Source organism: Gordonia sp. (in: high G+C Gram-positive bacteria) (assembly GCF_047600385.1).
In the GTDB taxonomy this organism is placed as follows: Bacteria; Actinomycetota; Actinomycetes; order Mycobacteriales; family Mycobacteriaceae; genus Gordonia.
In genome coordinates, this window is sequence record NZ_JASGKZ010000001.1 from 2,669,994 (window position 1) to 2,694,819 (window position 24,826).

16 protein-coding genes, 1 tRNA gene and 3 pseudogenes are annotated in these 24,826 nt (G+C 71.8%); 14 read left to right on the forward strand and 6 right to left on the reverse strand.

The annotated features are described in order from the left end of the window. Window positions 1-2 precede the first annotated feature (2 nt). The 6 genes and pseudogenes from QM809_RS12090 (at window position 3) to QM809_RS12115 (ending at window position 4,804) form a co-directional block, all read left to right on the forward strand. The gene (locus tag QM809_RS12090) at window positions 3-842 is read left to right on the forward strand and encodes an inositol monophosphatase family protein (protein ID WP_415046032.1); all 840 of its coding nucleotides are present in this window, start codon (window positions 3-5) and stop codon (window positions 840-842) included. Between the two features lie 43 nt (window positions 843-885). Continuing rightward, on the forward strand, window positions 886-1,671 hold the full coding sequence (gene hisF / locus QM809_RS12095; RefSeq protein WP_415046033.1) for an imidazole glycerol phosphate synthase subunit HisF: 786 nt from the start codon (window positions 886-888) through the stop codon (window positions 1,669-1,671). Window positions 1,672-1,803: 132 nt separating this feature from the next. Further along, window positions 1,804-2,166: a phosphoribosyl-AMP cyclohydrolase gene (gene hisI, locus QM809_RS12100; protein WP_415046034.1), complete on the forward strand. Its 363-nt coding sequence runs from the start codon at window positions 1,804-1,806 to the stop codon at window positions 2,164-2,166. A gap of 48 nt (window positions 2,167-2,214) precedes the next feature. Further along, a pseudogene (locus QM809_RS12105) lies at window positions 2,215-2,403 on the forward strand (tautomerase family protein); the annotation flags it as partial. Further along, window positions 2,400-3,956: an anthranilate synthase component I gene (locus QM809_RS12110; protein ID WP_415046035.1), complete on the forward strand. Its 1,557-nt coding sequence runs from the start codon at window positions 2,400-2,402 to the stop codon at window positions 3,954-3,956. The pseudogene QM809_RS12105 and the gene QM809_RS12110, both read left to right, overlap by 4 nt. 197 nt (window positions 3,957-4,153) lie before the next feature. Further along, the gene (locus tag QM809_RS12115; protein ID WP_415046036.1) at window positions 4,154-4,804 is read left to right on the forward strand and encodes a TIGR02234 family membrane protein; all 651 of its coding nucleotides are present in this window, start codon (window positions 4,154-4,156) and stop codon (window positions 4,802-4,804) included. A 283-nt stretch (window positions 4,805-5,087) separates the two neighbouring features. On the opposite strand, the gene QM809_RS12120 is transcribed toward QM809_RS12115, so the two are convergent. The 5 genes from QM809_RS12120 to QM809_RS12140 are packed head-to-tail and all read right to left on the reverse strand — an operon-like array spanning window position 5,088 to window position 12,616. Next, window positions 5,088-6,302, reverse strand: coding sequence for a VWA domain-containing protein (locus QM809_RS12120; protein ID WP_415046037.1), 1,215 nt, complete (start codon window positions 6,300-6,302; stop codon window positions 5,088-5,090). Next, window positions 6,299-8,698, reverse strand: coding sequence for a DUF5682 family protein (locus tag QM809_RS12125; protein WP_415046038.1), 2,400 nt, complete (start codon window positions 8,696-8,698; stop codon window positions 6,299-6,301). Before QM809_RS12125 ends, QM809_RS12120 begins: the two co-directional genes overlap by 4 nt. Next, window positions 8,695-9,855, reverse strand: a complete 1,161-nt coding sequence (locus QM809_RS12130) for an ATP-binding protein (RefSeq protein ID WP_415046039.1) — start codon at window positions 9,853-9,855, stop codon at window positions 8,695-8,697. Before QM809_RS12130 ends, QM809_RS12125 begins: the two co-directional genes overlap by 4 nt. Continuing rightward, entirely contained in the window at window positions 9,852-11,339 is a 1,488-nt protein-coding gene (locus QM809_RS12135) for a DUF5691 domain-containing protein (protein ID WP_415046040.1), read from the reverse strand. The genes QM809_RS12130 and QM809_RS12135 overlap by 4 nt, the downstream gene beginning before the upstream one ends. Further along, window positions 11,336-12,616 (reverse strand): SWIM zinc finger family protein, encoded by a 1,281-nt coding sequence (locus QM809_RS12140; RefSeq protein WP_415046041.1) that lies wholly within the window; start codon window positions 12,614-12,616, stop codon window positions 11,336-11,338. Before QM809_RS12140 ends, QM809_RS12135 begins: the two co-directional genes overlap by 4 nt. A gap of 177 nt (window positions 12,617-12,793) precedes the next feature. On the opposite strand from QM809_RS12140, the gene trpC reads away from it, so the two are divergent. The 7 genes and pseudogenes from trpC to QM809_RS12175 all read left to right on the forward strand — a co-directional run bounded on the left by trpC (window position 12,794) and on the right by QM809_RS12175 (window position 22,205). Next, the gene (gene trpC / locus QM809_RS12145; protein WP_415046042.1) at window positions 12,794-13,612 is read left to right on the forward strand and encodes an indole-3-glycerol phosphate synthase TrpC; all 819 of its coding nucleotides are present in this window, start codon (window positions 12,794-12,796) and stop codon (window positions 13,610-13,612) included. 191 nt (window positions 13,613-13,803) lie between these two features. Next, window positions 13,804-15,121, forward strand: a pseudogene (gene trpB, locus QM809_RS12150) (tryptophan synthase subunit beta). After that, a complete protein-coding gene (gene trpA / locus QM809_RS12155; RefSeq protein ID WP_415046043.1) occupies window positions 15,118-15,918 on the forward strand; it encodes a tryptophan synthase subunit alpha in 801 nt (266 codons plus the stop codon). The pseudogene trpB and the gene trpA overlap by 4 nt, the downstream one beginning before the upstream one ends. 68 nt (window positions 15,919-15,986) lie before the next feature. Next, entirely contained in the window at window positions 15,987-18,593 is a 2,607-nt protein-coding gene (gene lgt / locus QM809_RS12160) for a prolipoprotein diacylglyceryl transferase (protein ID WP_415046044.1), read from the forward strand. 10 nt (window positions 18,594-18,603) lie between these two features. Further along, the gene (pyk, locus tag QM809_RS12165) at window positions 18,604-20,037 is read left to right on the forward strand and encodes a pyruvate kinase (RefSeq protein ID WP_415046045.1); all 1,434 of its coding nucleotides are present in this window, start codon (window positions 18,604-18,606) and stop codon (window positions 20,035-20,037) included. 49 nt (window positions 20,038-20,086) lie between these two features. Then, window positions 20,087-21,002 (forward strand): annotated as a pseudogene (locus QM809_RS12170) (acyl-CoA thioesterase). Window positions 21,003-21,752: 750 nt separating this feature from the next. Further along, on the forward strand, window positions 21,753-22,205 hold the full coding sequence (locus QM809_RS12175; RefSeq protein WP_415046046.1) for a hypothetical protein: 453 nt from the start codon (window positions 21,753-21,755) through the stop codon (window positions 22,203-22,205). A 220-nt stretch (window positions 22,206-22,425) separates the two neighbouring features. Here QM809_RS12175 and QM809_RS12180 read toward each other — a convergent pair whose 3' ends face one another. Next, window positions 22,426-24,486 (reverse strand): CocE/NonD family hydrolase, encoded by a 2,061-nt coding sequence (locus QM809_RS12180; RefSeq protein WP_415046047.1) that lies wholly within the window; start codon window positions 24,484-24,486, stop codon window positions 22,426-22,428. A gap of 231 nt (window positions 24,487-24,717) precedes the next feature. Here QM809_RS12180 and QM809_RS12185 point away from each other — a divergent pair. Beyond that, window positions 24,718-24,799 (forward strand) — tRNA-Leu (locus QM809_RS12185). Window positions 24,800-24,826: the final 27 nt, after the last annotated feature.

The following is a 24,826-nucleotide window of genomic DNA, read 5'->3' on the forward strand; positions in this document are numbered from 1 at the left end:
CCGTGACGACGGTCGACCCCGCCGCGCTGCCCGGCCTGCTGGCCGTGGCCGGCGAGATCCTGGACGAGGCGTCCGCGGACTTCCTCGCCGGGATGGGGGCGCCCAGCGCCGTGGCCAAGGGCGGCACCGACTTCGCCACCGAGATCGATCTCGCGCTGGAACGCCGCATCGGCGCCGAACTCGCCCGCCGCACCGGCATCGCGGTGCACGGCGAGGAGTTCGGCGGCCCGGACCCCGGACGCGGCGCCGTCTGGCTGCTCGACCCGATCGACGGCACCTTCAACTATTCGATCGGCCTGCCGATGACCGCCATGCTGGCGGCGCTGGTGGTCGACGGCGAACCCGTGATCGGACTCACCTGGATCCCGGGCCGCGGCCAGCGGTTCGCCGCCCACCGGGGCGGGCCGCTGCTGGTCGACGGCGAGCCGGTGCCTCCGCTGGCTGCGAGGACCCTCCACGGGAGCGCGATCGGCTACGTCTCCTACTACGTCGACGAGCGCGGGATGTTCCCCGGCGCCGAACGGCTGCGCGTGCAGGGGGAGATCACCCGGCGACACGCCCGGATCCGGATGCACGGCTCCACCGGCTCGGACATGGCCTACGTCGCGGCGGGGATCCTCGCCGGGGCGATCTCGTACGGCCGCCACCCGTGGGACCACGCCGCGGGCGTCGCACTGGTCCGCGCCGCGGGCGGCGTCGCCACCGACGTGTACGGCAGGCCGTGGACGGTCACCACGCCGTCGTTGGTGACGGGTGCCCCGGGCGTGCACGACGAACTCCTGGAGATCCTCGCCGCCGGCGACTGGCCCGCTCCGACCACGCTGAGCTTCCCCGGCGCCTGACGTTTCACCGAGACCTGAACTTCCCGACTGAGAGGGGACAACCATGAGCCTGGCAGTACGCGTGATCCCGTGCCTGGACGTCGACGCCGGCCGCGTGGTCAAGGGCGTGAACTTCCAGAACCTGCGCGACGCCGGCGACCCGGTCGAGCTGGCCGCCCGCTACGACGCCGAGGGCGCCGACGAGCTGACCTTCCTCGACGTGACCGCCTCCAGTTCCGGACGCTCCACCATGATCGAGGTGGTCAAGCGGACGGCCGACCAGATCTTCATCCCGCTGACCGTGGGCGGCGGCATCCGGACCGTCGACGACGTCGACACCATGCTGCGCGCCGGTGCGGACAAGGTGAGCGTGAACACCGCCGCCATCGCCCGGCCGGAGGTGCTCAGCGAGATGAGTCGTCGTTTCGGTTCGCAGTGCATCGTGCTGTCGGTGGACGCCCGCACGGTTCCCGAGGGATCCGAACCGACGCCGTCGGGGTGGGAGGTCACCACGCACGGCGGCCGCAAGGGCACCGGGATCGACGCCGTCGAGTGGGCCCGCCGCGGCGAGGAACTCGGCGTGGGCGAGATCCTGCTGAACTCCATGGACGCCGACGGCACCAAGGAGGGCTTCGACCTGCGGATGATCGAGGCCGTCCGGGCGGCGGTGGGCATCCCGGTGATCGCCAGCGGCGGCGCGGGCCGGACCGAGCACTTCCCGCCCGCCGTGCGGGCCGGCGCCGACGCGGTGCTGGCCGCCTCGGTGTTCCACTTCGGCGAGATGACCATCGGCGAGGTGAAGTCGGCGATGGCCGCGGAGGGCATCGTCGTCCGCACCGATCACGACTGAACGCGTCCGGTGATCTCGACTCCGCTCGATCACCGAGGGCCTCGCTCGATCACCGTGGACGCCGCCTGATCACCGGTCTCGTCCAGACCGCACGAATCCGATCACCCCGACCCCGAACCACCAGGAACACCCATGGCACTGCCCCCCGAACTCACCGCCCGTCTCAAGCGCAACGACGACGGCCTCTTCGCCGCCATCGCGCAGGAGCGCTCCACCGGTGAGGTGCTGATGATGGCGTGGATGGACGACGAAGCCCTCGAACGCACCCTCGCGACCCGCCGCGCCACCTATTACTCCCGGTCGCGGCAGCAGTACTGGGTCAAGGGGGAGACCAGCGGCCACGTGCAGTACGTGCACGACGCCCGGATCGACTGCGACGGCGATACGCTGCTGTTGACCGTCGATCAGACCGGCGCGGCGTGTCACACCGGCAGCCACAGCTGCTTCGACACCGACCCGCTGGAGTTCGGCGTCCCCGCCGCGGACCCCGCCTGATCGCTCGCGTCACCACCGAACGCCCCCTGCAACGTCACCACAGGAAGGACCGACGCCATGCCGCTCATCCAGATCTCGCAGACCCCCGGCCTCAGCGACCGGGTCAAGAACGAGACCATCGCCGCGGTCACCGAGGCCTACGCCCGCGCGACCGGGAAGAACCCCGACTCGGTGTGGGTCACCATCAACGAGATCCCGCGCACCCAGTGGGGCGTCGGCGGGGTGCCGCTCGGATGAGCGTCCCGCACACCACCACCCTCGACCAGTTCCTCGACCTGGCCGCCGACCACCGCGTGGTCCCGGTGACCCGCAGACTGCTCGCCGACTCGGAGACCCCGCTCTCGGCGTACCGCAAACTCGCCGGCGACAAGGAGGGCACCTTCCTGCTGGAGTCGGCGCAGAACGGGCAGTCGTGGTCGCGCTGGTCGTTCATCGGCGCCGGGTCGCCGTCGGCGTTGACCAGCGTCGACGGCCAGACGCACTGGTGGGGCACCGTCCCGGCGGGCGCCCCGACGCAGGGTGACCCGCTCGAATCGCTCGCCGCGTCGTTGAGCCTGCTGCAGACCGATCGGCTGCCCGGGCTGCCGCCGCTGACCGGCGGTTTCGTCGGATTCATGGCCTACGACTTCGCGCGTCGCCTGGAGCGGCTGCCGGAACTGACCGTCGACGACCTCGGTCTGCCGGACATGTTCTGGCTGCTCGTCGCCGACCTCGCGGCCTTCGACCACCACGAGGGCACCATCACGCTGATCGCCAACGCCATCAACTTCGACGGCAGCAACGAGCGCGCCGAGCAGGCGTACGACGACGCCGTCGCCCGCCTGGACGCGATGACCGCCGCGCTGGCCGCACCCGCGCCGTCGACGGTCTCCACCTTCTCCCGGGTGGCGCCGGAGTTCACCAGCCAGCGGTCGCTGGCGGAGTTCACCCCCGTCGTCGAGGGCCTGGTCGAGGCCATCGAAGCCGGGGAGGCCTTCCAGGTGGTGCCGTCGATGCGGTTCGAGATGGAGACCGAGGCCGATCCGGTCGACGTCTACCGCGTGCTGCGGGCCTCGAATCCGAGCCCGTACATGTACCTGCTGCGACTCCCGGCCCTGGGCGCCTCGGGCGCGGCGGCGCGGCCGTTCAGCATCGTCGGCTCGTCGCCGGAGGCCCTGGTGACCGTCGCCGAAGGCGTCGCCACCACCCACCCGATCGCGGGCACCCGCTGGCGCGGCGCCACCGAGGAGGAGGACACGCTCCTGGCCAAGGGACTGCTGGAGGACGAGAAGGAGAACGCCGAGCACCTGATGCTCGTCGATCTCGGCCGCAACGATCTCGGCCGCGTCTGCCGGCCGGGGACCGTGCGGGTCACCGACTACCGGCGCGTGGAGCGCTACAGCCACGTGATGCACCTGGTGTCGACGGTCTCCGGACAGCTCCGCGAGGGCAAACAGGCCCTCGACGCGGTCACCGCGTGCTTCCCGGCCGGGACGCTGTCGGGGGCACCGAAGGTCCGCGCCATGCAGTTGATCGAGGAGAACGAGCTGACGCGCCGCGGCCTGTACGGCGGGATCGTCGGGTACCTCGACTTCGCCGGCGACGCCGACACCGCGATCGCCATCCGCACCGCGCTGATGTCCGGGGACCGCGCCTACGTGCAGGCCGGTGCGGGCGTCGTCGCCGACAGCGACGCGGAGTACGAGTTCAACGAGGCCCGCAACAAGGCCACGGCCGTGCTCAACGCGATCGCCGCCGCGGAGACGATGGCGCCGGTGGCCGATGTGCGGAGCGGGGAGGACGACGCATGACCGACGGCCCCACCGAGCCCGCCCGGCCGGAATCGACTCGGCCCGCTCCCGGCGCCGCCGATCCCGGGGCCGCCCGGGAGGATTCCGCGCAAGGGGATGTCACCCGAGAGGATACGACTCAGGGAGATTCATCTCCGGGGGATTCCGCCTCGGGGGACTCCGGGGAGTCGGCGGGCGGCGGCGGTCGACGCCCGCAGATGATCGCCACGATCCTGCTGCTGATCGCCGCGGGCACGCTGTGGGCGTCGTCGCGGATGACGTGGGCCTCGGTCTACACCGAGGACGATCTGAGTCCGGCGCGCATCTTCGAGGTGCTCGGCTCCGACTGGAGCCCCTGGCTGTTCGCCGTGGCGCTGGTGTTCCTCGCCGCCGTGCCCGCACTGTTCGCGCTGCACGGGCTCCTCCTGCGGATCGTGGCGGTTCTCGTGGCCCTCGCCGGAGTGGCGATCGCCTTCCCGGCGATCTCCCTGCTGGGCAGCGGCGACGACTGGTACGCCGTCGGCGTGGTCGAGATCCCGGCCCGCGCCGAGGTGGTGGCGGTGACCAACGAGTGGGAACCCGGCGTCGTCGTGCTGCTCTCGGCGCTGTGCGCGGTGATCGCGGCGATCATGATCCTCCGGTCCGCCTCGAGCGGTCGACGGATGTCGTCGAAGTACTCCTCGCCCGCGGCCCGCCGTGAGGATCTGGAACGACGCGCCTTCGCCGAACACGAGCGGCGCCAGGCCGCGGCGGCGGCAGCGGCTCCGGCCCCGACGGAACGGGAGTTCTGGGACTCCCTCGACTCGGGTGTCGACCCCACCGACGACGAGGACTCGGACGAGGAGACCGCGAAGGACTCGCGCCGCTGACCTCGTGACACCGACGAGCGTCGTGCCGGATCGCGAGCAGCCGCGTGCGGCGGTCGTGGCGGGCGGCTCGTCGTCGGGGCGGGCTTCGACACGGACACTCACGTCGTTCGTGCTCCGGCTCAGCCGGCGGCGGGGAGGTCGCTCGGGGAGCGTGGGGGTATGTGATCTCGACTCCGCTCGATCATCGAGAAGGGGCCCGATCATCGAAGACGGTGCCGATCATCGAATGGGGGATCATCGAAAGGGGGCGATCGTAGAAAGGGGTCGATCGTCGTGGGCGGGCCTAGGTGCGGTGGGTGGTGACGATGTCGTTGCCCGCCGCCCACTCGGTGACGTCCCGGCCCTCGATCGCTGCGGCCATCAGATCCGGGAACAGATCCGGGGTGCAGGCGAACGCGGGCACGCCCAGTTCGGCGAGTTCACCGGCGAGTTCGGCGTCGAACGCGGGTGCGCCGGAATCGGAGAGCGCCAGGAGGGCGATCATCGTCGCCCCCGAATCGACGATCGCGCGGGAGCGCTCCTTCAACTCCTCGGCGACCCCGCCCTCGTAGAGGTCGCTGATCAGGATCACGATGGTCTCGGTGGGCACGGTGATGTGCTGCTGACAGTAGGCCACCGCCCGGTTGATGTCGGTGCCGCCGCCGAGCTGCACCCCGAACAGGATGTCGACCGGGTCGTCGAGGTCGTCGGTCAGGTCGACGACGGCGGTGTCGAACACCACCAGTCGCGTCGAGACCGACGGCAGCGACGCCAGGACCGCGCCGAACACACCCGCGAAGACCACCGATTCGGCCATCGACCCGGACTGGTCGATCGCGAGGACGATCTGCCGCTGCACCTGGGAGCGACGTCGGGCGTGGCCGATCAGCTTCTCCGGGATCACCGAACGGTACTCCGGCTGATAGTTCCGCAGGTTCGCCGCGATGGTCCGGTTCCAGTCGATGTCGGCCGGGCGTGGCCGCCGGGTGCGCGCAGACCGGTCCAGCGCGCCGGTGACGGCCTGGACGGTGGCGCTGCGCAGCCGTTCCTCGAGTTCGTCGGTCACCGTGCGGACGACGGTCCGGGCGGTCTCGCGGGTGGTCTCGTCCATCACCGAGGTGAGGCCGATCAAGGTGGTTGCCAGGTGGATGTCGGGCTGCACCGCGGCGAGCATCTCCGGTTCCAGCAGCAGCTGCCGCAGACCGAGACGGTCCATCGCATCGCGCTGCATCACCTGGACCACTGTCGACGGGAAGTAGGTCCGGATGTCGCCGAGCCACCGGGAGACCTTCGGCTGCGAGCCGTTCAGTCCGCCGCGTCGTGGGGCGTCGTACAGGTCGCCCAGCACCCGGTCGCGGGCGGCGTCGTCGATGGTCATGGCGTCGCGTGCGACGCCGATCCCGTCGGCCTCGCCGCCGCCGAGGACCAGCCGCCAGCGGGTCAGCCGGTCGTCTGGCGAGGAGAGACCCGGCCCGGGCGTGCCGGGGTCGGGGGTCTCCGGGTTCGAGGTGTCGGTCATGCCGTCTTCCATCCGATCAGGTTCGCCACCGCGAGCGCGGCCGGCGTCGCGCGGGTCGTGTCGAGGGTGTCCGCCGACGGGGCGTCGTCGCTTCTCCTGCTCAGCTGCCGGCCGAGGTTCCGGCGTTCGGCGGTCGAGAACTCGGCGAAGGTGCGCCGTAGGAGGGGCAGCAGATCGTCGAACACCTCGACGGGGACGCCGGTGAGCCATTCGTCGACGACGCCGAGCAGCGCGGTGTCGTGCAGGAGCACCATCGCGTCGCCGGCCAGGAAGCCGTCGAGCCAGCCCGCGCCGTCGATCGGGTCGGCGGCCACGGACAGGGCCCGGCTCATCCGGAGCTGGACGGCATCGCGGTCGACGTGCCCGGCATCGAGGAGCATGCGGGCGGCGCGGCCGCCGATCAGGCCGGGGACCTGGTCGTGCGCCGCCACCTCGCGCAGGGCGGCCGTCCACTGGTCGGTCGGGCCGGGACCGGTCGAGACGGGGTCGGGGCCCGGATCGGCATCCGGCGCGGGTGCGTCGAGCAGCAGGAGCCCGCGGTGGGCGGACTCCATCGCCGCCCGCAGGGCGAGGGCGGCGTCGTCGGCGAGCGAGACCGCCGCCCCGGGCAGGCCGATGGCCGCGCGCAGCGCCGTGGCCTCCAGGACCTGCGCCACCTGAGTGGTGTCGACGTCGCGGACGGTGCCGTAACGGCAGACGCGGGCGAGCGGTTCGAGGGCGCCGAGCAGTTCGGACACCTCGCTGTGGGCGGCCGCCCGGTCGGCGAGGGCCCGGACCACGTCGCCGACCGGGAGCTCGGCCAGCAGGCAGGCGTCGACGAGCGCCGACAACGTGGCCAGATCGGTGGACTCGCGCGCCTGCGCGGCGACCTTGGCGGCCGCGGCCGAGGCGACGGTGGTGCCGTACATCCCGGCCTCCACGACGGCGACGGCGAGCGCCGGATCCCAGACCAGCTCCCACGCCTCCTTGAACGTGCCGGTGGTGCGCCCGGCGTCGGCGGGCTCGCCCCAGTCGATCCCGAGCAGGGTGAGCCGATGCAGCAGGACCGAGCGGGCCCGGCCGGAGTCGGTGCGCAGGTCCAGGGTCACCGTCTGGCTCTTCGCCGCGGGCTTCAGGCGGCAGCTGCGCTGCAGCCGCTGCAGATCCGCCGCGAGGGGGACCAGGGGCGCATTGTCGGGGACGCGCCCGAGGTCCGGGCCGACGACCAGGTTCTCGTGCACCAGGGTCAGCGGGAGACGCTCGCCGTCGGCCAGCACCGTCAGCGCGGCATCGTCGAGTTCGGCGAGCCCCGGATGGGGGCGGCCGCGCAGGGTGGCGAGGGTGCGGGCCAGGCGCGCGGCGTCGACCACCGCGGCCGGCGACGCGGCCAGCCCCTGCGCGCGGAGCTCCCGGGCCACCCGGACCAGCCACGACGACGCCGCGGTCTCCGGGTCCTCGCCGCGGACCCGGCTGTCGTACAGGTGGCGGTACCAGCCGGGCGAGGCCACGCCCGCGCCGTATCCGCTGTCCTGACTGAGCCGGGTGGCCGTCCAGGGGATCCACGCCGCGGCCGTCTTGCACTTCGGCAGCCCGCGCAGCAGTCGATTGTCGGCGGACACCGACGCGGTCTTCGGATCGATTGCCGGTGCGTGCCACGCCCCGCAGACGACGGCGATGCGCTCGTGCCCGGCCTTGAGCGCGGCGCGCACGGCCTTGCGCATCGCGGCCTCGCGGACGGCGGTCGTCGCCGGACCGGTGGGCAGCGCGGCGGCGACCGTGTCGAGGAGCTTCGCGTCGTCGACCAGCGGTGCGGGCGCGGGCTCGTCCCGGCGCAGTTCGGCGATCGCCTCGGTCAGGCCCGCGAAGTGCTCGAGCGCCGTGCCGCCCGCGGTGCCGTCGGAGTCCACCGAGTCCACGACCGCGCCGCTGCGATGCTCGACGGCGTCCTCCCACCAGCGCTCGGGGTCGTCGTAGCCGGCCGCGGCGGCGAGCGCCCCGATCGGATCGGTGACCGCGAGATCGACACCTGCGGGATCGACGACGGGCCCGTCCGCCCCGGGTTCGGCCCGCGCCGCCTCGACCGCCGCCCGCAGGGCCAGCGACTGCGCCCCCGGCAGATCGATCCACTGCACGGGCACCGTGCGGTCGAGCGCCCACCGGGTGGTGATCCACTCCGGCGAGAACGCAGCGAGCGGGTAGAACGCCGCCCGGCTCGGCTCGTCGGCGGCGTACACCAGTCCGGCGACCGGCGGCGCGGTGTCCACGTCGGCGAGCAACGGCAGGATCGGTGTCAGCTCCGGCGGCCCCTCCACCAGCACCAGGTCCGGTTCCAGCGCGGCCAGGGCCGCCGCGACGCTCTGTGCCGACCCCGGCCCGTGGTGACGGATGCCGAGGACGTGCACGCCCGGCGTGGTCATCCGCGGCCGGCGGGCGCGCCGCCGAGATCGCGGCACGCCCGGTACAGGTCGTCCCAGCCGGGGCGGCCGCGGACGACGGTCTCCAGGTACTCGTCCCAGACCACCGAGTCCTGCACCGGATCCTTCACCACCGCGCCGAGCAGACCCGCGGCGACGTCGTCCGCACCCACCACGCCGTCGCCGAAATGCGCGGCCAGGCTCAGCCCGCTGGTCACCACGGAGATCGCCTCGGCGGTCGACAGGGTGGAACTCGGCGACTTGACGGTGGTGCGGCCGTCCGCGGTGACGCCCGCGCGCAGCTCCCGCATCACGGTGACCACCCGGCGGATCTCGCTGAGCGATTCCAGGTCGGCGGGCAGGTCCAGGGCGGCGCCGAGGCTGGTGACGCGGCGGGTCACGATGTCGACCTCGTCGTCGAGCGAATCGGGGAGCGGCAGCACCACGGTGGTGAACCGGCGACGCAGCGCGGACGAGAGGTCGTTGACGCCCTTGTCGCGGTTGTTGGCGGTGGCGATCACGTTGAAACCGCGCCGCGCCTGCACCTCGGTGTCGAGTTCGGGCACCGGGAGCGTCTTCTCGCTGAGGATGGTGATGAGCGAATCCTGCACGTCCGCCGGGATGCGGGTGAGCTCCTCGATCCGGGCCAGGGCGCCGGTGCGCATCGCGCGCATCACCGGTCCCGGGACCAGGGCGCGCTCGGACGGGCCCTCGGCGAGCAGGCTCGCGTAGTTCCAGCCGTACCGGATGGTCTCCTCACCGGTGCCCGCGGTGCCCTGCACCACCAGGGTCGAGTCGCCGCTGACGGCGGCGGCGAGATGCTCGCTGACCCACGACTTCGCGGTGCCCGGGACACCGAGCAGCAGCAGGGCCCGGTCGGTGGCGAGCGAGGCGACGGCGATCTCGATGAGCCGCCTGCTGCCGATGTACTTCGGGGTGATCACCGTGCCGTCGGGCAGCGTGCCGCCCAGCAGATAGGTCGACACCGCCCACGGCGAGAGCTTCCACTGCGGCGGGCGGGGACGGTCGTCGGCGGCGTCCAGGGCGGCGAGCTCGTCGGCGTAGGCCTGTTCGGCGTGGGCCCGGACCACCTCGGCGGTGTCGGACGGCGTGACGGCGGAGGGCGCGGTGTTGTCGGAGAGCACGGTGCGGTCGGTCATGAGAAGGACTCCCGGATGGATCGGTCGAAGGCGTGGAAGGACAGGGCGGTGCGCAGCATCTTGCGGTGCCGCTCGTCGGAGAGCGCGCAGTTCGTCTCGGGCGGATCGTCGAGCAGGACGCGGATCCGCGGTGCCGCGGCGACGGGGAACGCGGTCGTCGCGTCGTGCGGCAGCCAGAGGCCGGGTCCGCGGCTCTTCTCCGGGACCGGCCGCACGAGCCGATCGAGGACGGCATCGGCGACGGCCGCCGACCACGGTGTCGCGGCGAGGGCCAGGGTGCCGGCGAAATCCGTGTCGCTCTCGATCGGGAGGTGCCGCAGCACGAAGCGTTCCCGGTCGGCCGGGGCGAGCACCTCGATCAGATCCGCCGACCGCGAGTCCTCGGCGAGCGCGGCGGCCCACTCCGGATTCCGCTGGGCGACGGCGGCCCGCACGAGGGCCGCGGTGACCGTGGCGTCGTCGGCGAGCGCCGCGACCACGACGGCCGGGGCGGCCCCCGCGGTGTCGGTCCAGGTCCGCAGGGGCGCCGCGGCGACGATCGCCGACAGCGCGGACACCCGGTCGGCGTCGGCCTCGATCGGCCGGATGCCGTCGCGGCGGGCGGCGTCGTCGAGCGTCTGCGGCGGGGAGACCGTGATCCGCGGACCCGCCCCCGGCCGCAGGGCGGCGAACCGTCCGGGCGCGGTGACCGTGAGCAGCGGGCGCAACCGGTCGGCCATCCGCCGGGCGAAACGGCTGTCCGGCAGCAGCGTCAACAGGGTGCGGGCGGCCGCGGTGACGCGGGAGGACCGTTCGGTCAGACACGACTCGAGGAACTCCTCGTCGGCCGCGGACAACCCGGTGCGCAGCGTCTCGAGCGCCTCCTCCTTGGCTCGCGCGGGCAACGAGGGCCAGGCGGCCCGCAACCGGTCGAGTCCGGCCGCCGGATCGTCGGCCCGCAGGTCCGCGAGCGTCGGCTCGCCGCCCGTCGGCGAAGCCGCCGGCGCCGGTGCCGCAGTCCCGGTACCCGCACCCCGCTTCTGCGCGGTCGCGCGCGCGGCGAGCCAGTCGCCGCGTCGACCCCGGACCGCGGCCAGCGGTGCGCGCAGCTCGGGTTCGGTCACCGCGAGGGCGGCCAGGATCGGCAGGAACTCCGGCGGTACGACGACGCCGGACTCCTCGGCGCACGCCAGCCAGCGCCGCAGCAGCTCGGTGCGCAGTTCGCGGGACGGCGGCGTCTCGATCAGCATGCGCAGCTGCGCCGCCGCACGTTCGGGGGCCGCCGGGCGCACCTCGGGCGCCGCCGGAGCGATCGGTTCGCCGGTCCGGGCGGTCCGGCCCGCGCGGGCCAGCGCCGCCCCCACGGCCAGCTGGTCCAGGAGAAGGACCTCCGGCGGGAGACCGGCGGGGGCGGCGCCGAGTTCGGCGGGAACGGTCGGCGGCGGTCGGCGCCCGGTCCCGAGGACGGCGGCGGTCAGCAGATCGGCCTGCCACGAGGTGTTCACAGTGAGGTCACCGCCCCGTCCACCACGACGCTCAACACGCGCAGCCGTCCGCCGTCGAGTTCGCCGAAGAGCTGCTCGGCCCGCCCTCCGGTGAGCGCCAGCAGGCGCTCGTGCGGGGTGTCGTCGCTCAACGGGAGCGCGGTGCCTGCCGGGTCGCAGACCCCGCCGTCGACGGTCAGCGCGGCGGAGTCGAGCACCACCGGGTGCCGGTCGCGCCACGGCACGGCACGCAGGGCGACGGCCGCGGCGTCGAGGGCGTCGTCGACGGTGGAACCGGCCACGAACGCGGTGGCGCGGCCCGCCGGGACGGCCTCCCCGGTGAACAGTCCACGGCGGGGTGCGTGTCCCGGATACAGGGCCACCTCGGCGTCGAGCCGGGCCCCGGCGAGCTGGGGGACGCCGAGCGACTGCCCGGGACCGGCGGTCTCCAACAGCATCACCCAGCGGCCGTCGTCGGCGCGCAGCCAGGTGCGCTGCTGCGCGAGTCGTCCGCGCTCGTCCCGGTGGGCGCCGGCCACGGTCCAGGTCCCGGCGATGCGTTCGCCGTCGCGCACCTGCGCCGTGGGCGTCGGCAGTCCGACGGCGGCGGCGAGATCGGCGGCCAGCGGCTCGTCGAGTGTCGCCCGACTCCGCCACGCCCGCGTCAGGGTCCACCAGAGGCCGACCCGTTCGGCGAGTTCCGGCGCCGACAGCCCGTGCGCGACGTCGGCGCCGGTGTCGCGCACCCGTTCGGCCAGCCCGGGGAGCTGCGCATCGACGAGGCGGGCCGCGGCCCCCTCCCACCAGTCGACGGGACGGCGCAGCGCCTCGGCGAGACCGGCCCGAGCGAGGTCGCCGAGCCAGCGCGCGAAGTCGTCGGCACCGGCGTCCATCTTCTCCAGCCGCGCCGCCCGGCGGGCGGCGCGGGCCTCCGGATCGGCCGGTTCCGCGGAGGCGGCGGCGGTCCGCTGCGTGCGGGTGGCGCGCTGGTCGGCCCATTCGGCGGCGAAGCCGGCCACCTCGCCGTCGCCGATCGCGCCGGCCGACCACAGCAACAGCAGCGCGAGTGCGTGCTTGCACGGGAACTTCCGGCTCGGACACGAGCAGCGGTAGGCGGGACCGTGCAGGTCGATGCTCACCTGATACGGCTTCTTACCGCTGCCCTGACACGAGCCCCACAGCAGCGCATCGGTGCTGCCGGCGGCCGACCACGGGCCCGGCACGGCGAGTCTGCGCGCGGCCTTCACCGACGATGCGTCCGGCGCCGCGGCCAGGACCTGTTCCTCACTCCAGGGCATGAACCGCACCCTAGCGGCTCCCTCCGACAAGCACGCCGATCATGCGATTCGCACCGGAGACCCGGTTCGCCGGATCCGCCGTACGCGCGGTTCGACGGACCCGGGAGAGCGGTCTCACACGAGGGTCTCTAACCTTGAGGGCATTCCTGGTTCCGCAGCACGAAAGGGGACGACTCGGTGACTGGCGGCACAGTACTCGACTCGATCATCGAGGGGGTCAAGGCTGACGTCGCCGCCCGTGAGGCGGTTCTCGACCTGGCCGCGGTGAAGGCGGCCGCCGCGCGGGCCCCCGAGCCCCGCGATGCCACCGCGGCGCTGCGTCAGCCGGGCATCGGCGTGATCGCCGAGGTGAAGCGGGCGAGCCCGTCGAAGGGGGACCTGGCCAACATCGCCGATCCCGCCGAACTGGCCCGGCACTACGAGGCGGGCGGGGCGCGCATCATCAGCGTGCTCACCGAGGAACGACGGTTCCGCGGCAGCCTCGCCGACCTGGACGCGGTGCGCGCGGCGGTCGACATCCCGATCCTGCGCAAGGACTTCATCGTCGGCCCCTATCAGATCCACGAGGCCCGCGCGCACGGCGCCGACGTGATCCTGCTGATCGTGGCGGCCCTGGAGCAGCACGCCCTGGCCTCGCTGCTCGACCGCACCGAATCGCTCGGCATGACCGCGCTCGTCGAGGTCCACACCGAGGCCGAGGCCGACCGCGCGCTGGAGGCCGGTGCCACGGTGATCGGCGTCAACGCGCGCAACCTGAAGACCCTGGAGGTCGATCGCGACTGCTTCAGCCGGATCGCGCCCGGGCTGCCGTCGACGGTCATCAAGATCGCCGAGTCGGGGGTGCGCGGCACCGCCGACCTGCTGGCCTACGCCGGGGCGGGCGCCGACGCGGTCCTGGTCGGCGAGGGCCTGGTGACCAGCGGCGATCCGCGTCAGGCGGTGTCGGATCTGGTGACCGCGGGCGCGCACCCGTCGTGCCCCAAGCCGTCCCACTGAGACCGGAGCGAACACCGACCGGATCGAACACCGCCGAACCCACGCCTTCGCACCGATCGACGCACCGTCGATCGGTGCGACACGGACCGGGCCCGCGCCGTCGGCGGGCCCGGTTCGCGCATCGATCGAGACGACGAGGATACTCAGACACCGTGACCGAACACCCCGCAGCAGAATCCGCAGGCGGCGCGATGCCGCGCTTCCCCCGAGCCAGCGACGGAGTCGCGCAGCGCTCGTCGATCGGCCCCGACGAGCGGGGGCACTGGGGCGTCTTCGGCGGTCGGCACGTGCCCGAGGCGCTGATGGCGGTGATCGAGGAGACCACCGCCACCTACGAGAAGCTGCGCACCGACGACGAGTTCTTCGCCGAGCTCGACGCCCTGCAGCGCGACTACACCGGACGCCCGTCGCCGCTGTACGAGGCCAAGCGGCTCGGTGACGCCGCGGGCGGGGCCCGGATCTTCCTCAAGCGCGAGGACCTGAACCACACCGGTTCGCACAAGATCAACAACGTCCTCGGTCAGGCGCTGCTGGCCAAGCGGATGGGCAAGACCCGGGTGATCGCCGAGACCGGTGCGGGCCAGCACGGCGTCGCCACCGCGACCGCGTGCGCGCTGCTCGGTCTCACGTGCGTGATCTACATGGGGCGCGTCGACACCGAGCGGCAGGCGCTCAACGTCGCCCGCATGCGCCTCCTCGGCGCCGACGTGGTGGCCGTCGAGACCGGCTCGGCCACCCTTAAGGACGCCATCAACGAGGCGCTGCGCGACTGGGTGAGCAACGCCGACGACACCTACTACTGTTTCGGCACCGCGGCGGGACCGCACCCGTTCCCGATGATGGTGCGCGACCTCCAGGCGCATCATCGGCATGGAGGCCCGCGTCCAGATCCTCGATCAGGCCGGACGACTGCCCGACGCCGTCGTGGCCTGCGTGGGCGGCGGATCGAACGCGATCGGTCTCTTCCACCCCTTCATCGACGACGCCGCCGTGCGCCTCGTCGGATTCGAGGCCGCCGGCGACGGCGTGGAGACCGGCAGGCACGCCGCCACCTTCACCGGCGGCAGCCCTGGCGCCTTCCAGGGCGCCTACTCGTACCTGCTGCAGGACGAGGACGGCCAGACCATCGAGTCGCACTCCATCTCGGCGGGACTGGACTACCCGGGCGTCGGCCCCGAGCACGCCCACCTCAAGGAGATCGGCCGGGCCGAGTACCGTCCGGTCACCGACGCCGAGGCGATGGAGGCGCTGGCCCTGCTGTCGCGCCGCGAGGGCATCATCCCGGCGATCGAGTCGGCCCACGCCGTCGCCGGAGCACTCACCCTGGGCCGCGAACTGGGGGAGGGCGCGATCATCGTCGTGAACCTGTCCGGACGCGGCGACAAGGACGTCGACACCGCGGGCGAGTGGTTCGGACTGTTCGGCAAGCCGCCGTCGGAGTTCGAGTACGCCGAGCAGGTCAAGCAGAAGCAGGCGCGAGCCCAGAACCAGGAAGAGGCCGGAGCATGAGCAAGTCCGAGGTGCCCTCGCGGCTCGGCGAGACCTTCGCCGCCTGCCGCGCCGACGACCGCGCCGCACTGATCGGCTACTACCCGGTCGGCTACCCCACCGTCGACGACTCCCTGACCACCCTGCGCACCATGGTCGACGCCGGCTGCGACATCGTCGAGGTCGGCATCCCGTACTCCGATCCGGTGATGGACGGGCCGACGATCGCCGCGGCCACCCAGGTGGCGCTGGCGAACGGCAGCCGGGTTCGCGACGTGTTCACCGCGGTGGAGACCGTCGCCGACGCCGGAGCGAAACCGGTGGTGATGGTCTACTGGAACCTGGTCCTCAAGTACGGCGTCGACGCCTTCGCCCGCGATCTGGCCGCGGCCGGCGGTCTGGGCCTGATCACGCCGAACCTCATCCCCGAGGAGGGCGGCGAATGGGAGACGGCCTCCGACGCGCACGGACTGGACCGCATCTACCTGGTGGCGCCGTCGTCCACGCCGGAGCGGCTGGCGATGACGCTCGATCACTGCCGCGGCTTCGTGTACGCGTCGTCGACGATGGGCGTGACCGGGGCGCGTGACGCCGTCTCGAACCTGGCGCCGGAACTGTGCGCGCGGGTCCGGGAGCACTCCGACATCCCGATCGGGGTGGGTCTGGGCGTGCGCAGCGGGGCTCAGGCGGCCGAGATCGCCGAATACGCCGACGGGGTGATCGTCGGATCGGCGATCGTCTCGGCGCACGATCGAGGCCAGGACGCGGTCGCCGCCCTGGTGACCGAACTCGCCCGCGGGTGCCGCGGCGACCTCTGATCGGGCGGAAGGTCTGCCGTAACACGGCTTAGCGGCCGGGAGGCGCGTCGTCCGTTAGGGTGGCACGCGTGAGTCACACGAGTATCCTCGCGTACCTGCCGAGTCCTGCCCAGGGGGTCTGGTACCTCGGACCGGTGCCGTTGCGGGCCTACGCGCTCTGCATCATCGCCGGCATCGTCGTCGCCATCTGGTGGGGCGACCGGCGTTGGCAGGAACGCGGCGGACGACCCGGCGACGTGCTCGACGTGGCGCTCTGGGCGGTCCCGTTCGGCATGATCGGCGGCCGGATCTATCACGTCCTCACCGACTGGCACCGCTACTTCGGCGCCGACGGCAGGGGGATCGGCGCGGCGTTCGCCATCTGGGACGGCGGTCTCGGTATCTGGGGCGCGGTGCTCGTCGGCGCCCTCGGCGCGTGGATCGGCTGCCGCACCAAGGGCATCCGGTTGCCGTCGTTCGGCGATGCGCTCGCCCCGCCGGTGCTGGCCGCGCAGGCGATCGGTCGGCTCGGCAACTACTTCAACCAGGAGCTCTACGGCGGGCCGACCGACCTCCCGTGGGGCCTGGAACTGTACGTGCGTCAGGACGGCGCCGTCACCGGGATCTCCCTGCCGCAGGGCGTCTCGACCGGTGTCCTCGCCGAGGTGGTGCATCCGACCTTCCTCTACGAGCTGCTGTGGAACCTGCTGATCGTGGCGGTCCTGGTGTTCCTCGACCGGCGTTTCCGGATCGGCCACGGCCGGTTGTTCGCCCTGTACGTGGCGGGGTACTGCTTGGGCCGGTTCTGGATCGAGATGATGCGGACCGACGAGGCCACGGAGATCCTCGGTATCCGCGTCAACCTGTTCACGTCGGCGTTCGTGTTCCTGTGCGCGGCGCTCTACTTCGTCTTCGCCACGCGTGGCCGGGAGACCGGCCTGGAGATGTACTGGCCGACCAGGGCCGAGGAGCTCGAGGCCGAGGGCTTCACCGGGGTGCCGTCGGACGAGGCGCCGTCGGACGACGAGTACGACGACGGCTGGGACGACGACGCCGAGTACGACGACACCGACTTCGACGATGCCGCGGAGTACCCCTCGGACGACGATCCGGACGCGCGGCCCGGGTATCCGGCGTTCGACCCCGAACTCGCCGAGCCCTCCGCCGGCGCGGCGGAGTTCGGCCGGCCCGCACCCGGATCCGCGGGCGCCTGGTCGGCCGCGGCCTGGTCCGCGGGGCGGACTCCCACCGCGCCGGAGGCCGTGTGGGCGCAGTCGGCGGCGGTGGATCCCGCGGATGCCGTCTTCGACGACGACGTGGACACCGGTCCCGTGGAGTCGAGTCCCGGAGTCGACGACGCCGACGTCGTGGATCCGGTGGACGCCGAGGCCGCTGTGGACCCCGAGACCGCGGGTTCGGAGGCAGCGGGTTCGGAGACGGCGGTCATCGAGGACGTGGACACCGAGGTCGTGGACATCGAGGCCGTCGATACGGCCTTCGAGGACGCCGAGGCCGTGGACACCGGCGACGACGCCGTGCCGACCGAGACCTCTGCGGAGACGGAGACCTCCGCCGAACCCGTCGCCGCTTCGGAGACCGGGGTCGGCGCCGCGGAGGGCGTCGTCGAGAACGTGCGGCATGTGAAGGACCCGATGATCACCGGCCTCATTCCGGCCGTCCGCGAGGTCGCCGCCGACCGCCTCCGCTACTCCGGCACGCCGGGCGGGCCCGCCGTGGGGAGCGACGACCTCCGGGAGACCCCCGTCGAAGCCCTCGTCGAGGCCTCTGACGAGCACGTGGCGCCCGAGACCGTCGGCACGGAGGAGTCGGACGTCGAAGCCGCTCCGGTCGCCGCCACGGCTGACGAGGCGTTCCCCGCGGCTGAGACGTCCCCCGAGGTCGACACGCTCACCGGTGCCGAAGCGGTCCCGGACGTCGTGGTGCCGACGGAAGCGGTGCCGACGGAAGAAGAGGCGACCGAACCGGAGACGGCCGAGGCGCCCGGCGGTGCGGCCGATATCGAGCCCGCCGAGCCCGCTGACGTCGTGCCCGAGCCCGACGACGCTCCCGACTCTGCGCCCGAGACCGATTCCGTGGAGGACTTCGATTCTGCGGAGGAGCCCGAGGGATCCGCCGCGAGCCCGTCCGGGTCGTTCTACACGATCCAGCCCGAGTCGGCCGCCTCCGGCGGCATCGAGATCCGCGGGGTGGTCGAGAGCACCGAGACGACGATGGTCATCGTGCATTCGCACCCGCTGGAGGAGGCGGAGACCGAGGACGACCAGGCAGAAGACGACCAGACCGAGGACGACCAGGCAGAAGACGACCAGACCGGGGACGACCGGACGGAAGACGACGGGACCGGCGACGATCCCGCTGCCGACGATCCCACCGCGGCGGGTGTCGCCGAGACTGTCGCCGGAGCAGACCTGGATCAGCCCGCCGACACCCCGACCGCCGACACCTCGGCAACCGACACCCCGGCCGTCGAGGCGGAGGACGCCGACGTCGACCAGCCGGGTGATGCCGGCGTCGATCAGGCGGAGGACGCCGGTGTCGATCAGGTGGAAGAGGACGTCGACCAGGCCGAGGACACCGACGTCGACCAGACCGACGGCACCGAGCCGGGCGGACCGGCCGACACGGGGACCGATCCCGAGGCGGGAAGATCTGACGACCCGGGGACGAGGGACTAGCCTGGACAGGGTGACCCGTCGAACCAAGATCGTCTGTACCCTCGGCCCTGCGACCAACACCGAAGAGCGCATCACAGAGCTCGTCGAAAGCGGGATGGACGTCGCCCGCATGAACTTCAGCCACGGCACCCACGAGGACCATCGGAAGGTCTACGAGGCGGTGCGTCTGGCGGCGAGCAAGACCGGTAAACCGGTCGGCATCCTCGCCGACCTGCAAGGACCCAAGATCCGTCTCGGATGGTTCGAGGAGAACGGCCGCCCGAACGGCGCCGTCGACTGGAACACCGGAGAGCTGGTCCGCATCACCGTCGCCGACGTCGTGGGGAACCACGACCGCGTCTCCACCACCTACAAGCAGCTCGCCGAGGACGCCAAGCCCGGCGACCGGCTGCTGGTCGACGACGGCAAGGTCGGACTGGTGGTCGAGGAGATCGACGGCGACGACGTCGTCTGCCGCGTCACCGAGGGCGGCACCGTCTCCAATCACAAGGGACTCTCGCTGCCCGGGATGAACATCTCGGTGCCCGCGCTGAGCGAGAAGGACATCGACGATCTCGAGTTCGCGCTGGGACTCGGCGTCGACCTGGTGGCGCTGTCGTTCGTGCGGAGCCCCGGCGACATCGAGCTGGTCCACGAGATCATGGACCGGGTGGGACACCGCGTGATGGTGGTCGCCAAACTGGAGAAGCCGGAGGCGATCGACAACCTCGAGGCGATCGTCCTGGCCTTCGACGCCATCATGGTGGCCCGCGGCGACCTCGGCGTGGAGATGCCGCTCGAACAGGTGCCGCTGGTGCAGAAGCGCGCGATCCAGATCGCGCGGGAGAACGCCAAGCCGGTGATCGTCGCCACCCGAATGCTCGATTCGATGATCGAGAACTCCCGACCCACCCGCGCGGAGACCTCGGACGTCGCGAACGCGGTACTCGACGGCGCCGACGCGGTGATGCTGTCCGGGGAGACCTCGGTGGGCAGGTTCCCGTTCGAGACCGTGCGCACGATGAGTTCGATCGTCGTCGCCGCGGAGGAGAGCCGGCGGACCGTTCCCGACCTCAAGCACGTTCCGCGGACCCAGCGAGGTGTTCTGACCTTCGCCGCCCGCGACATCGGCGAGCGGCTCAACGCGGCCGGGATCGCGGTCTTCACCGAGACCGGCGACAGCGCGCGCCGTATCGCCCGACTGCATTCGCGGCTCAAGCTGATGGCGTTCACCACCAGCGAACTGATCCGGAACCAGTTGGCGCTCAGCTGGGGCGTCGAACCGTTCCTCGTCGGCCGGGCCTCGGGCACCGACGCGATGATCGATCAGCTCGACGAGTTCTGCGAGGAGAACGGAACGGTCAAGCGCGGTTCCACCGTGGTGGTGGTCGCCGGTGCGCCGCCGCAGGTCCCCGGTTCCACCAACCTGCTGCACCTGCACCGGATCGGCGAACAGGACCACTGATCGACGGCTGCCACGGAGGCCGGTCGTCGCCGTCACATAGGGTTGTGGGATGACCCGCAACCTGGATGACCCGAGCCATCGCATCTCAGACGAGAGCGAGGGCGGCGACCTCGAGAAGCTCATCGACCTGCTCGACATCGAGCAGGTCGATGAGAACCTGTTCCACGGACAGCACCCCACGCAGAAGACCGCGCGGACCTTCGGCGGTCAGCTCCTGGGCCAGGGCGTGGTGGCCGCGGGCCGCACCCTGACCCGCGGCAATCCGCCGGTCCACGCGCTGCACGCGCACTTCATCCGCGGCGGCGACGTGAACAAGCCGATAGAGTACCACGTGCAGCGGTTCCGCGACGGCAAGGCCTTCGCGAACCGGCAGGTGACGGCGATGCAGGACGGTGAGGAGGTCTTCACCATGCTGGTCGCCTTCCAGGACAACAGCGCCGGCCTGGAGCACGCGGTGGAGAGCCCGCTGGTCCCGTACCCGGAGGAGCTGCCGCCGCTCGGCGAGCACTTCAAGGGGTACGAGGACCAGATCGCGTTGTTCGTCAACGCCCTGCACCCGATCGACATCCGCTTCGCCAACGACCCCACGTGGAAGGTCAAGGATGCGGGGGAGACCCTCAAGCACAACCGGGTCTGGATGAAGGCCGACGGCACGCTGCCCGACGATCCGCTCGATGCACGTCGCGGCGATGGCGTACGCCTCCGACACCACGGTGCTCGATTCGATCATCACCACTCACGGCCTGTCGTGGGGCATGGATCGCCTGTTCGCGGCGACCGTGAACCATTCGATGTGGTTCCACCGCGAGTTCCGGTTCGACGAGTGGATGCTCTACTCCACCGAGTCGCCGGTCGCGGCCGGCTCCCGCGGGATCGGGTCGGGCCGGTTCTTCATGCGCGACGGTCTGCTGGCCACCTCCGTGGTGCAGGAGGCGCTGATCAAGTACTTCCCGCCCCGGAAATGACACCGATCGGTCGACGGATGGCGGACGAGAGTTGAGGGGAAACGCGTGAACGAAGCGGCAGAGGGTCCTGGAGCCGCGGGGCCGGACGTCCGAGGTTCCGGCGGCGACGGTCCCGGACTTCCAGACCCGGTCGGTCGAGTCCTGGAGGACACCGGAGCCGAGAGCCCCGGTGGCGAGAACGCCGGAGCCGAGAACGTCGGCACCGAGAACATCGGCGGCGAGGTTCCGGGTGACGGTGGCGCCGATCCGGTCGCCGCGGGGCCGGACTCGGTGGATTCGAACACAGTGGATTCGAGCTCGGCGGACTCGGGCCCGGTGGATTCCGAGGCTGCTGGTTCGAGTGCGGTGGATTCGGACCTCCCGGGTCCGGGTGCAGTCGCTTCGGACCCGGCGGACTCTGGCCCGACGGACTCTGGCCTGACGAACTCTGGCGCTGTGGACTCGGACCCGACGGACTCGGGTGCTGTGGACTCGAGTTCTGCAGATTCGGGTGCTGCGGATTCGGGTGTCGGGACTCCGTGGACGACTGCTCCGGCCGCGGTTCCGATGCCGGGTTCGTCGTATCCGGGCCCCTCGTATCCAGGCGCTCCGTATCCGGGCGCTCCGGGACCCGGGGCGCAGGTTCTGCCGCCGATCGGTCGACCCGGGCCCCGACCCGGCCCGGTTCCCGGGGGCGGTCGACCCGACGTCGTCTTCCCGCCGTCGGTCCCGGCCGCCGGACCGGGCATCCCCTATCCGCCGCCTCCGCCGATGCCGAAGATCCAGTACTTCCAGCCGCCCGGTCCACCGCTGCCGCCCGCGACCTGGCGGAAGAACCTGCGCACCTGGGTGCTGCCGATCAGCGTGCTCGCCGGGCTGTTGCTGCTGGTGCTCGCGGTCGGCGCACTGGTGCTGGGGCTGGTGAACGCTTCGTACTTCACCGCGCACGGCGCGGTCCGGATCGACTGCACCTCGGGGAAGGCGCTCGACGGCGGCGGTGCGCACGTCGGTGCCACGGTCCGGCTGATCGACGTCCGCGACGGCGACCTCGCCGGATCCGCGCCGCTGGTGCGTGAGTCGGGGGCCTCCCGCGGCGGCACCTGCCTGGCGTCGTTCACGATCACCGACGTCTACGAGTCCGACGCCTTTCTGGTGGAGATCGGCGACGCGGACCCGCAGCGGGTCACCCGGGCAGAGCTGGGCGAGGGCATCGTCCTGTACTGAACAGACCTGTACCGATACGGACCTGCGCTGACACAGGTCTGTGCTGAACGGGGGACTGCTCCGACCGGGCCTGCGGAGTCCACCGACGGACACCGGCCGCCTGCGCCTCGTTCGACGACATGTCGCCGTCGGCGGCACGCCGGCGGCCGGTGTCCGTCGGCAGGGGAGAGACGGCGGCCGCCGTGGTCGGGTCGCGCCGTGCGACCCGACCCGACCGGGATCAGCGCAGCGGGTGGTCGACCGGGATGTTCACCCAGCTGGGCTTCTTCGGATCGATCTCGATGTACTGCGGTCCGAAACGGCTGCTCCACATCGTCGGGCCCAACGGCACCGCCTTGGGCGCATTGAGCGAGTAGAGGTCCACCCGGACCCGGTCACCCGGCTGCAGGGTGGCCTGGGTCGGGCTCATCGGGATGTCGACCGCCAGGGTCTGGCCGGGGCGGACCGGCTTGTACCTGTCCAGGGACAGGTGCAGGAACGGGTCGACGACGTCGCCGTTCGCCGCGAACTGGCTGCGCGACTCGTCGTACTCGCGCAGCGACACCACGAGCTGGCCCATCGAGATCACCGTCGACCGGCCGTCCGGCTTCACGACGTTGACCGTCGCGTGCCAGTAGCCGTCGGTCGCGGCCAGGCGCTGGACCAGGTGGATGCCCGGCCAGCCGGAGATCCGCGTCCGTTTCTTCACCGGTGCGGTGGTGAAGGTCTGCGCGGCCACCTCGGCGATCCGGTTGTCCCGGCCGCAGAAGTCGAAGAACGCGGTGACGCCCGCGGCGCCCTGCGATCCGTCCCGGCCGCACAGGTTGCTCAGACCGGGCTGCACCAGGCGGGTCGCCCGGGCACCGGGCTCGGCCGACGAGAGCGAGCCGTCGCCGGCGACCGGGGTGTGGACGGACCCGGACGGCCGACCGGTGAGATATTGACGCCGGTGCGTGACGCCGGGCATCGGGAAGCTCTGGGTCTGGAAGAAGGAGTCCCGCGGCATCGAGGCGAGCGTGGCCTGCGAGTACCGGTCGATGCCGTTGTCGATGCCCTTGAGCCATTTGTCGTACCAGGCGCGGGAGAAGACGTTCATCTTCGGCGGGGCTCCGCGCGTGCCGAACTCGGCGCCCACGGTGATGTGGTAGCCGTCGTCCATCACGAGCTTCTTCTTGCTGTCCGGAAGCTGTGTGAGGCCGCTGAGCAGTCGGGCCTGGCTGTTGGTGAACAGGTCGTTCCAGCCGCCGATGGCGAAGGTCGGCGTGGTCACCTTGCCGACGTCGGTGTGGAGTGCGGTCCGGCGGCGGGTGCCGTCGTTGAGGAGTTCGCGGGTGTCCCCGGTCGCCTGGCCCGGCCGCTGGATCGTCAGCGCCTGCAGCATCACGTCGAAGAACGTGAGGGGATCCTTCGCGCGGTCGCCGAGCCATTTCCAGTCGAAGGTGCCGTTGAGCATGGAGGCCACGTTCGGAATCATCTTGGTGGCGTTGACCGCGGCGAGCCAGAAGCCGAGGAATCCGGCGCCGACGCCGCCGCCGGGTGCCACCACGTCCCGCAGGAGGTCGGCGCCGGGGACCACCGGCACGATGGCGTCGATGCTGCCGGGCGCGTCCGCGGCGGCCTGAAGCTGGTTGATGCCCGAGTACGACGCGCCGGCCATGCCGATCTTGCCGTTGGACCACTTCTGCTTCTTCGCCCAGTCGATCACCTCGACGGTGTCCTTGCGTTCGCGCGGACCGAAGACCTGCCAGGTGCCCTGCGAGAAGCCGGTGCCGCGGACGTCCACCACGAGCATGTTGTAGCCGGAACGGATGAGCTTCGGATCGTAGGAGAAGGTGTCGGTGAAGCCGCTGCGCAGCGAGCCGACCAGCTCGTTGTAACCGGAGATCACGGTGCCGCGCAGGTTGATCGCGTTGAGCAGTTCGATCAGCTGCGGGATCAGCACCGGATAGTTCAGGACCTCGGCGGCGAGGGCGCTGACCATCTTGGTGTACGGCGTCATGTTGACGATCGTCGGCAGTTCTCTGTCCACCGGCTGGCCGGCCTGGTTCGCGGGCCGGATCAGGTTGCCGCGGAGCACGGTGCCGTCGCTCATCCGGATCGACACGTCCGGGGTCACCGCGTGGCGGGGGTAGCGCTGGGGTCCCTCGGCGGTGCGGGTCCACTGGGCTCCGAGCGCGCCGAACACGGCCGCCTGAGCGGGGGCGTTCGTCATCGGCGCGAGGGAGGCGCCCGCGGCGACGAGGAGCGGGACGAGGACGAGGATCAGGAGTCGGCGCAGTCCGCTGCGGGTCGCCTGGATCATGTGTTGGACAACTCCCCGAAGTCGTGATGTGACACATCTGTGAGATTACTGAGAAGTAGCGTAGCTCACCTCCTTGAGACGAAGAACACGTTCCCCGGTGGCGTCCGGGCGCATCCGCCGGGGACGAGCGGTCCGTTCGGGGCGGTGCGCGCCCCGGTTCTCGGCCGGTTTCCATGGGGGGTGTGCGCGGAGCAGATGAGGGTACGTACACTCGTCTGCGCACGACCACCAGCCCCGGTGGCGAAATTGGCAGACGCGCCGCACTCAAAATGCGGTCTCGAAAGGGGTGCCGGTTCGAGTCCGGCCCGGGGCACACCGAACACATGACTGACGAGCGATG

Coding starts and splice junctions, on each gene's coding strand:
- hisF (WP_415046033.1), top strand. CDS start 886: ATGAGCCTGGCAGTACGCGTGATCCCGTGCCTGGACGTCGACGCCGGC.
- hisI (WP_415046034.1), top strand. CDS start 1,804: ATGGCACTGCCCCCCGAACTCACCGCCCGTCTCAAGCGCAACGACGAC.
- QM809_RS12110 (WP_415046035.1), top strand. CDS start 2,400: ATGAGCGTCCCGCACACCACCACCCTCGACCAGTTCCTCGACCTGGCC.
- QM809_RS12115 (WP_415046036.1), top strand. CDS start 4,154: ATGATCGCCACGATCCTGCTGCTGATCGCCGCGGGCACGCTGTGGGCG.
- QM809_RS12120 (WP_415046037.1), bottom strand. CDS start 6,302: ATGACCGACACCTCGAACCCGGAGACCCCCGACCCCGGCACGCCCGGG.
- QM809_RS12125 (WP_415046038.1), bottom strand. CDS start 8,698: ATGACCACGCCGGGCGTGCACGTCCTCGGCATCCGTCACCACGGGCCG.
- QM809_RS12130 (WP_415046039.1), bottom strand. CDS start 9,855: ATGACCGACCGCACCGTGCTCTCCGACAACACCGCGCCCTCCGCCGTC.
- QM809_RS12140 (WP_415046041.1), bottom strand. CDS start 12,616: ATGCCCTGGAGTGAGGAACAGGTCCTGGCCGCGGCGCCGGACGCATCG.
- trpA (WP_415046043.1), top strand. CDS start 15,118: ATGAGCAAGTCCGAGGTGCCCTCGCGGCTCGGCGAGACCTTCGCCGCC.
- QM809_RS12175 (WP_415046046.1), top strand. CDS start 21,753: ATGCCGAAGATCCAGTACTTCCAGCCGCCCGGTCCACCGCTGCCGCCC.
- QM809_RS12180 (WP_415046047.1), bottom strand. CDS start 24,486: ATGATCCAGGCGACCCGCAGCGGACTGCGCCGACTCCTGATCCTCGTC.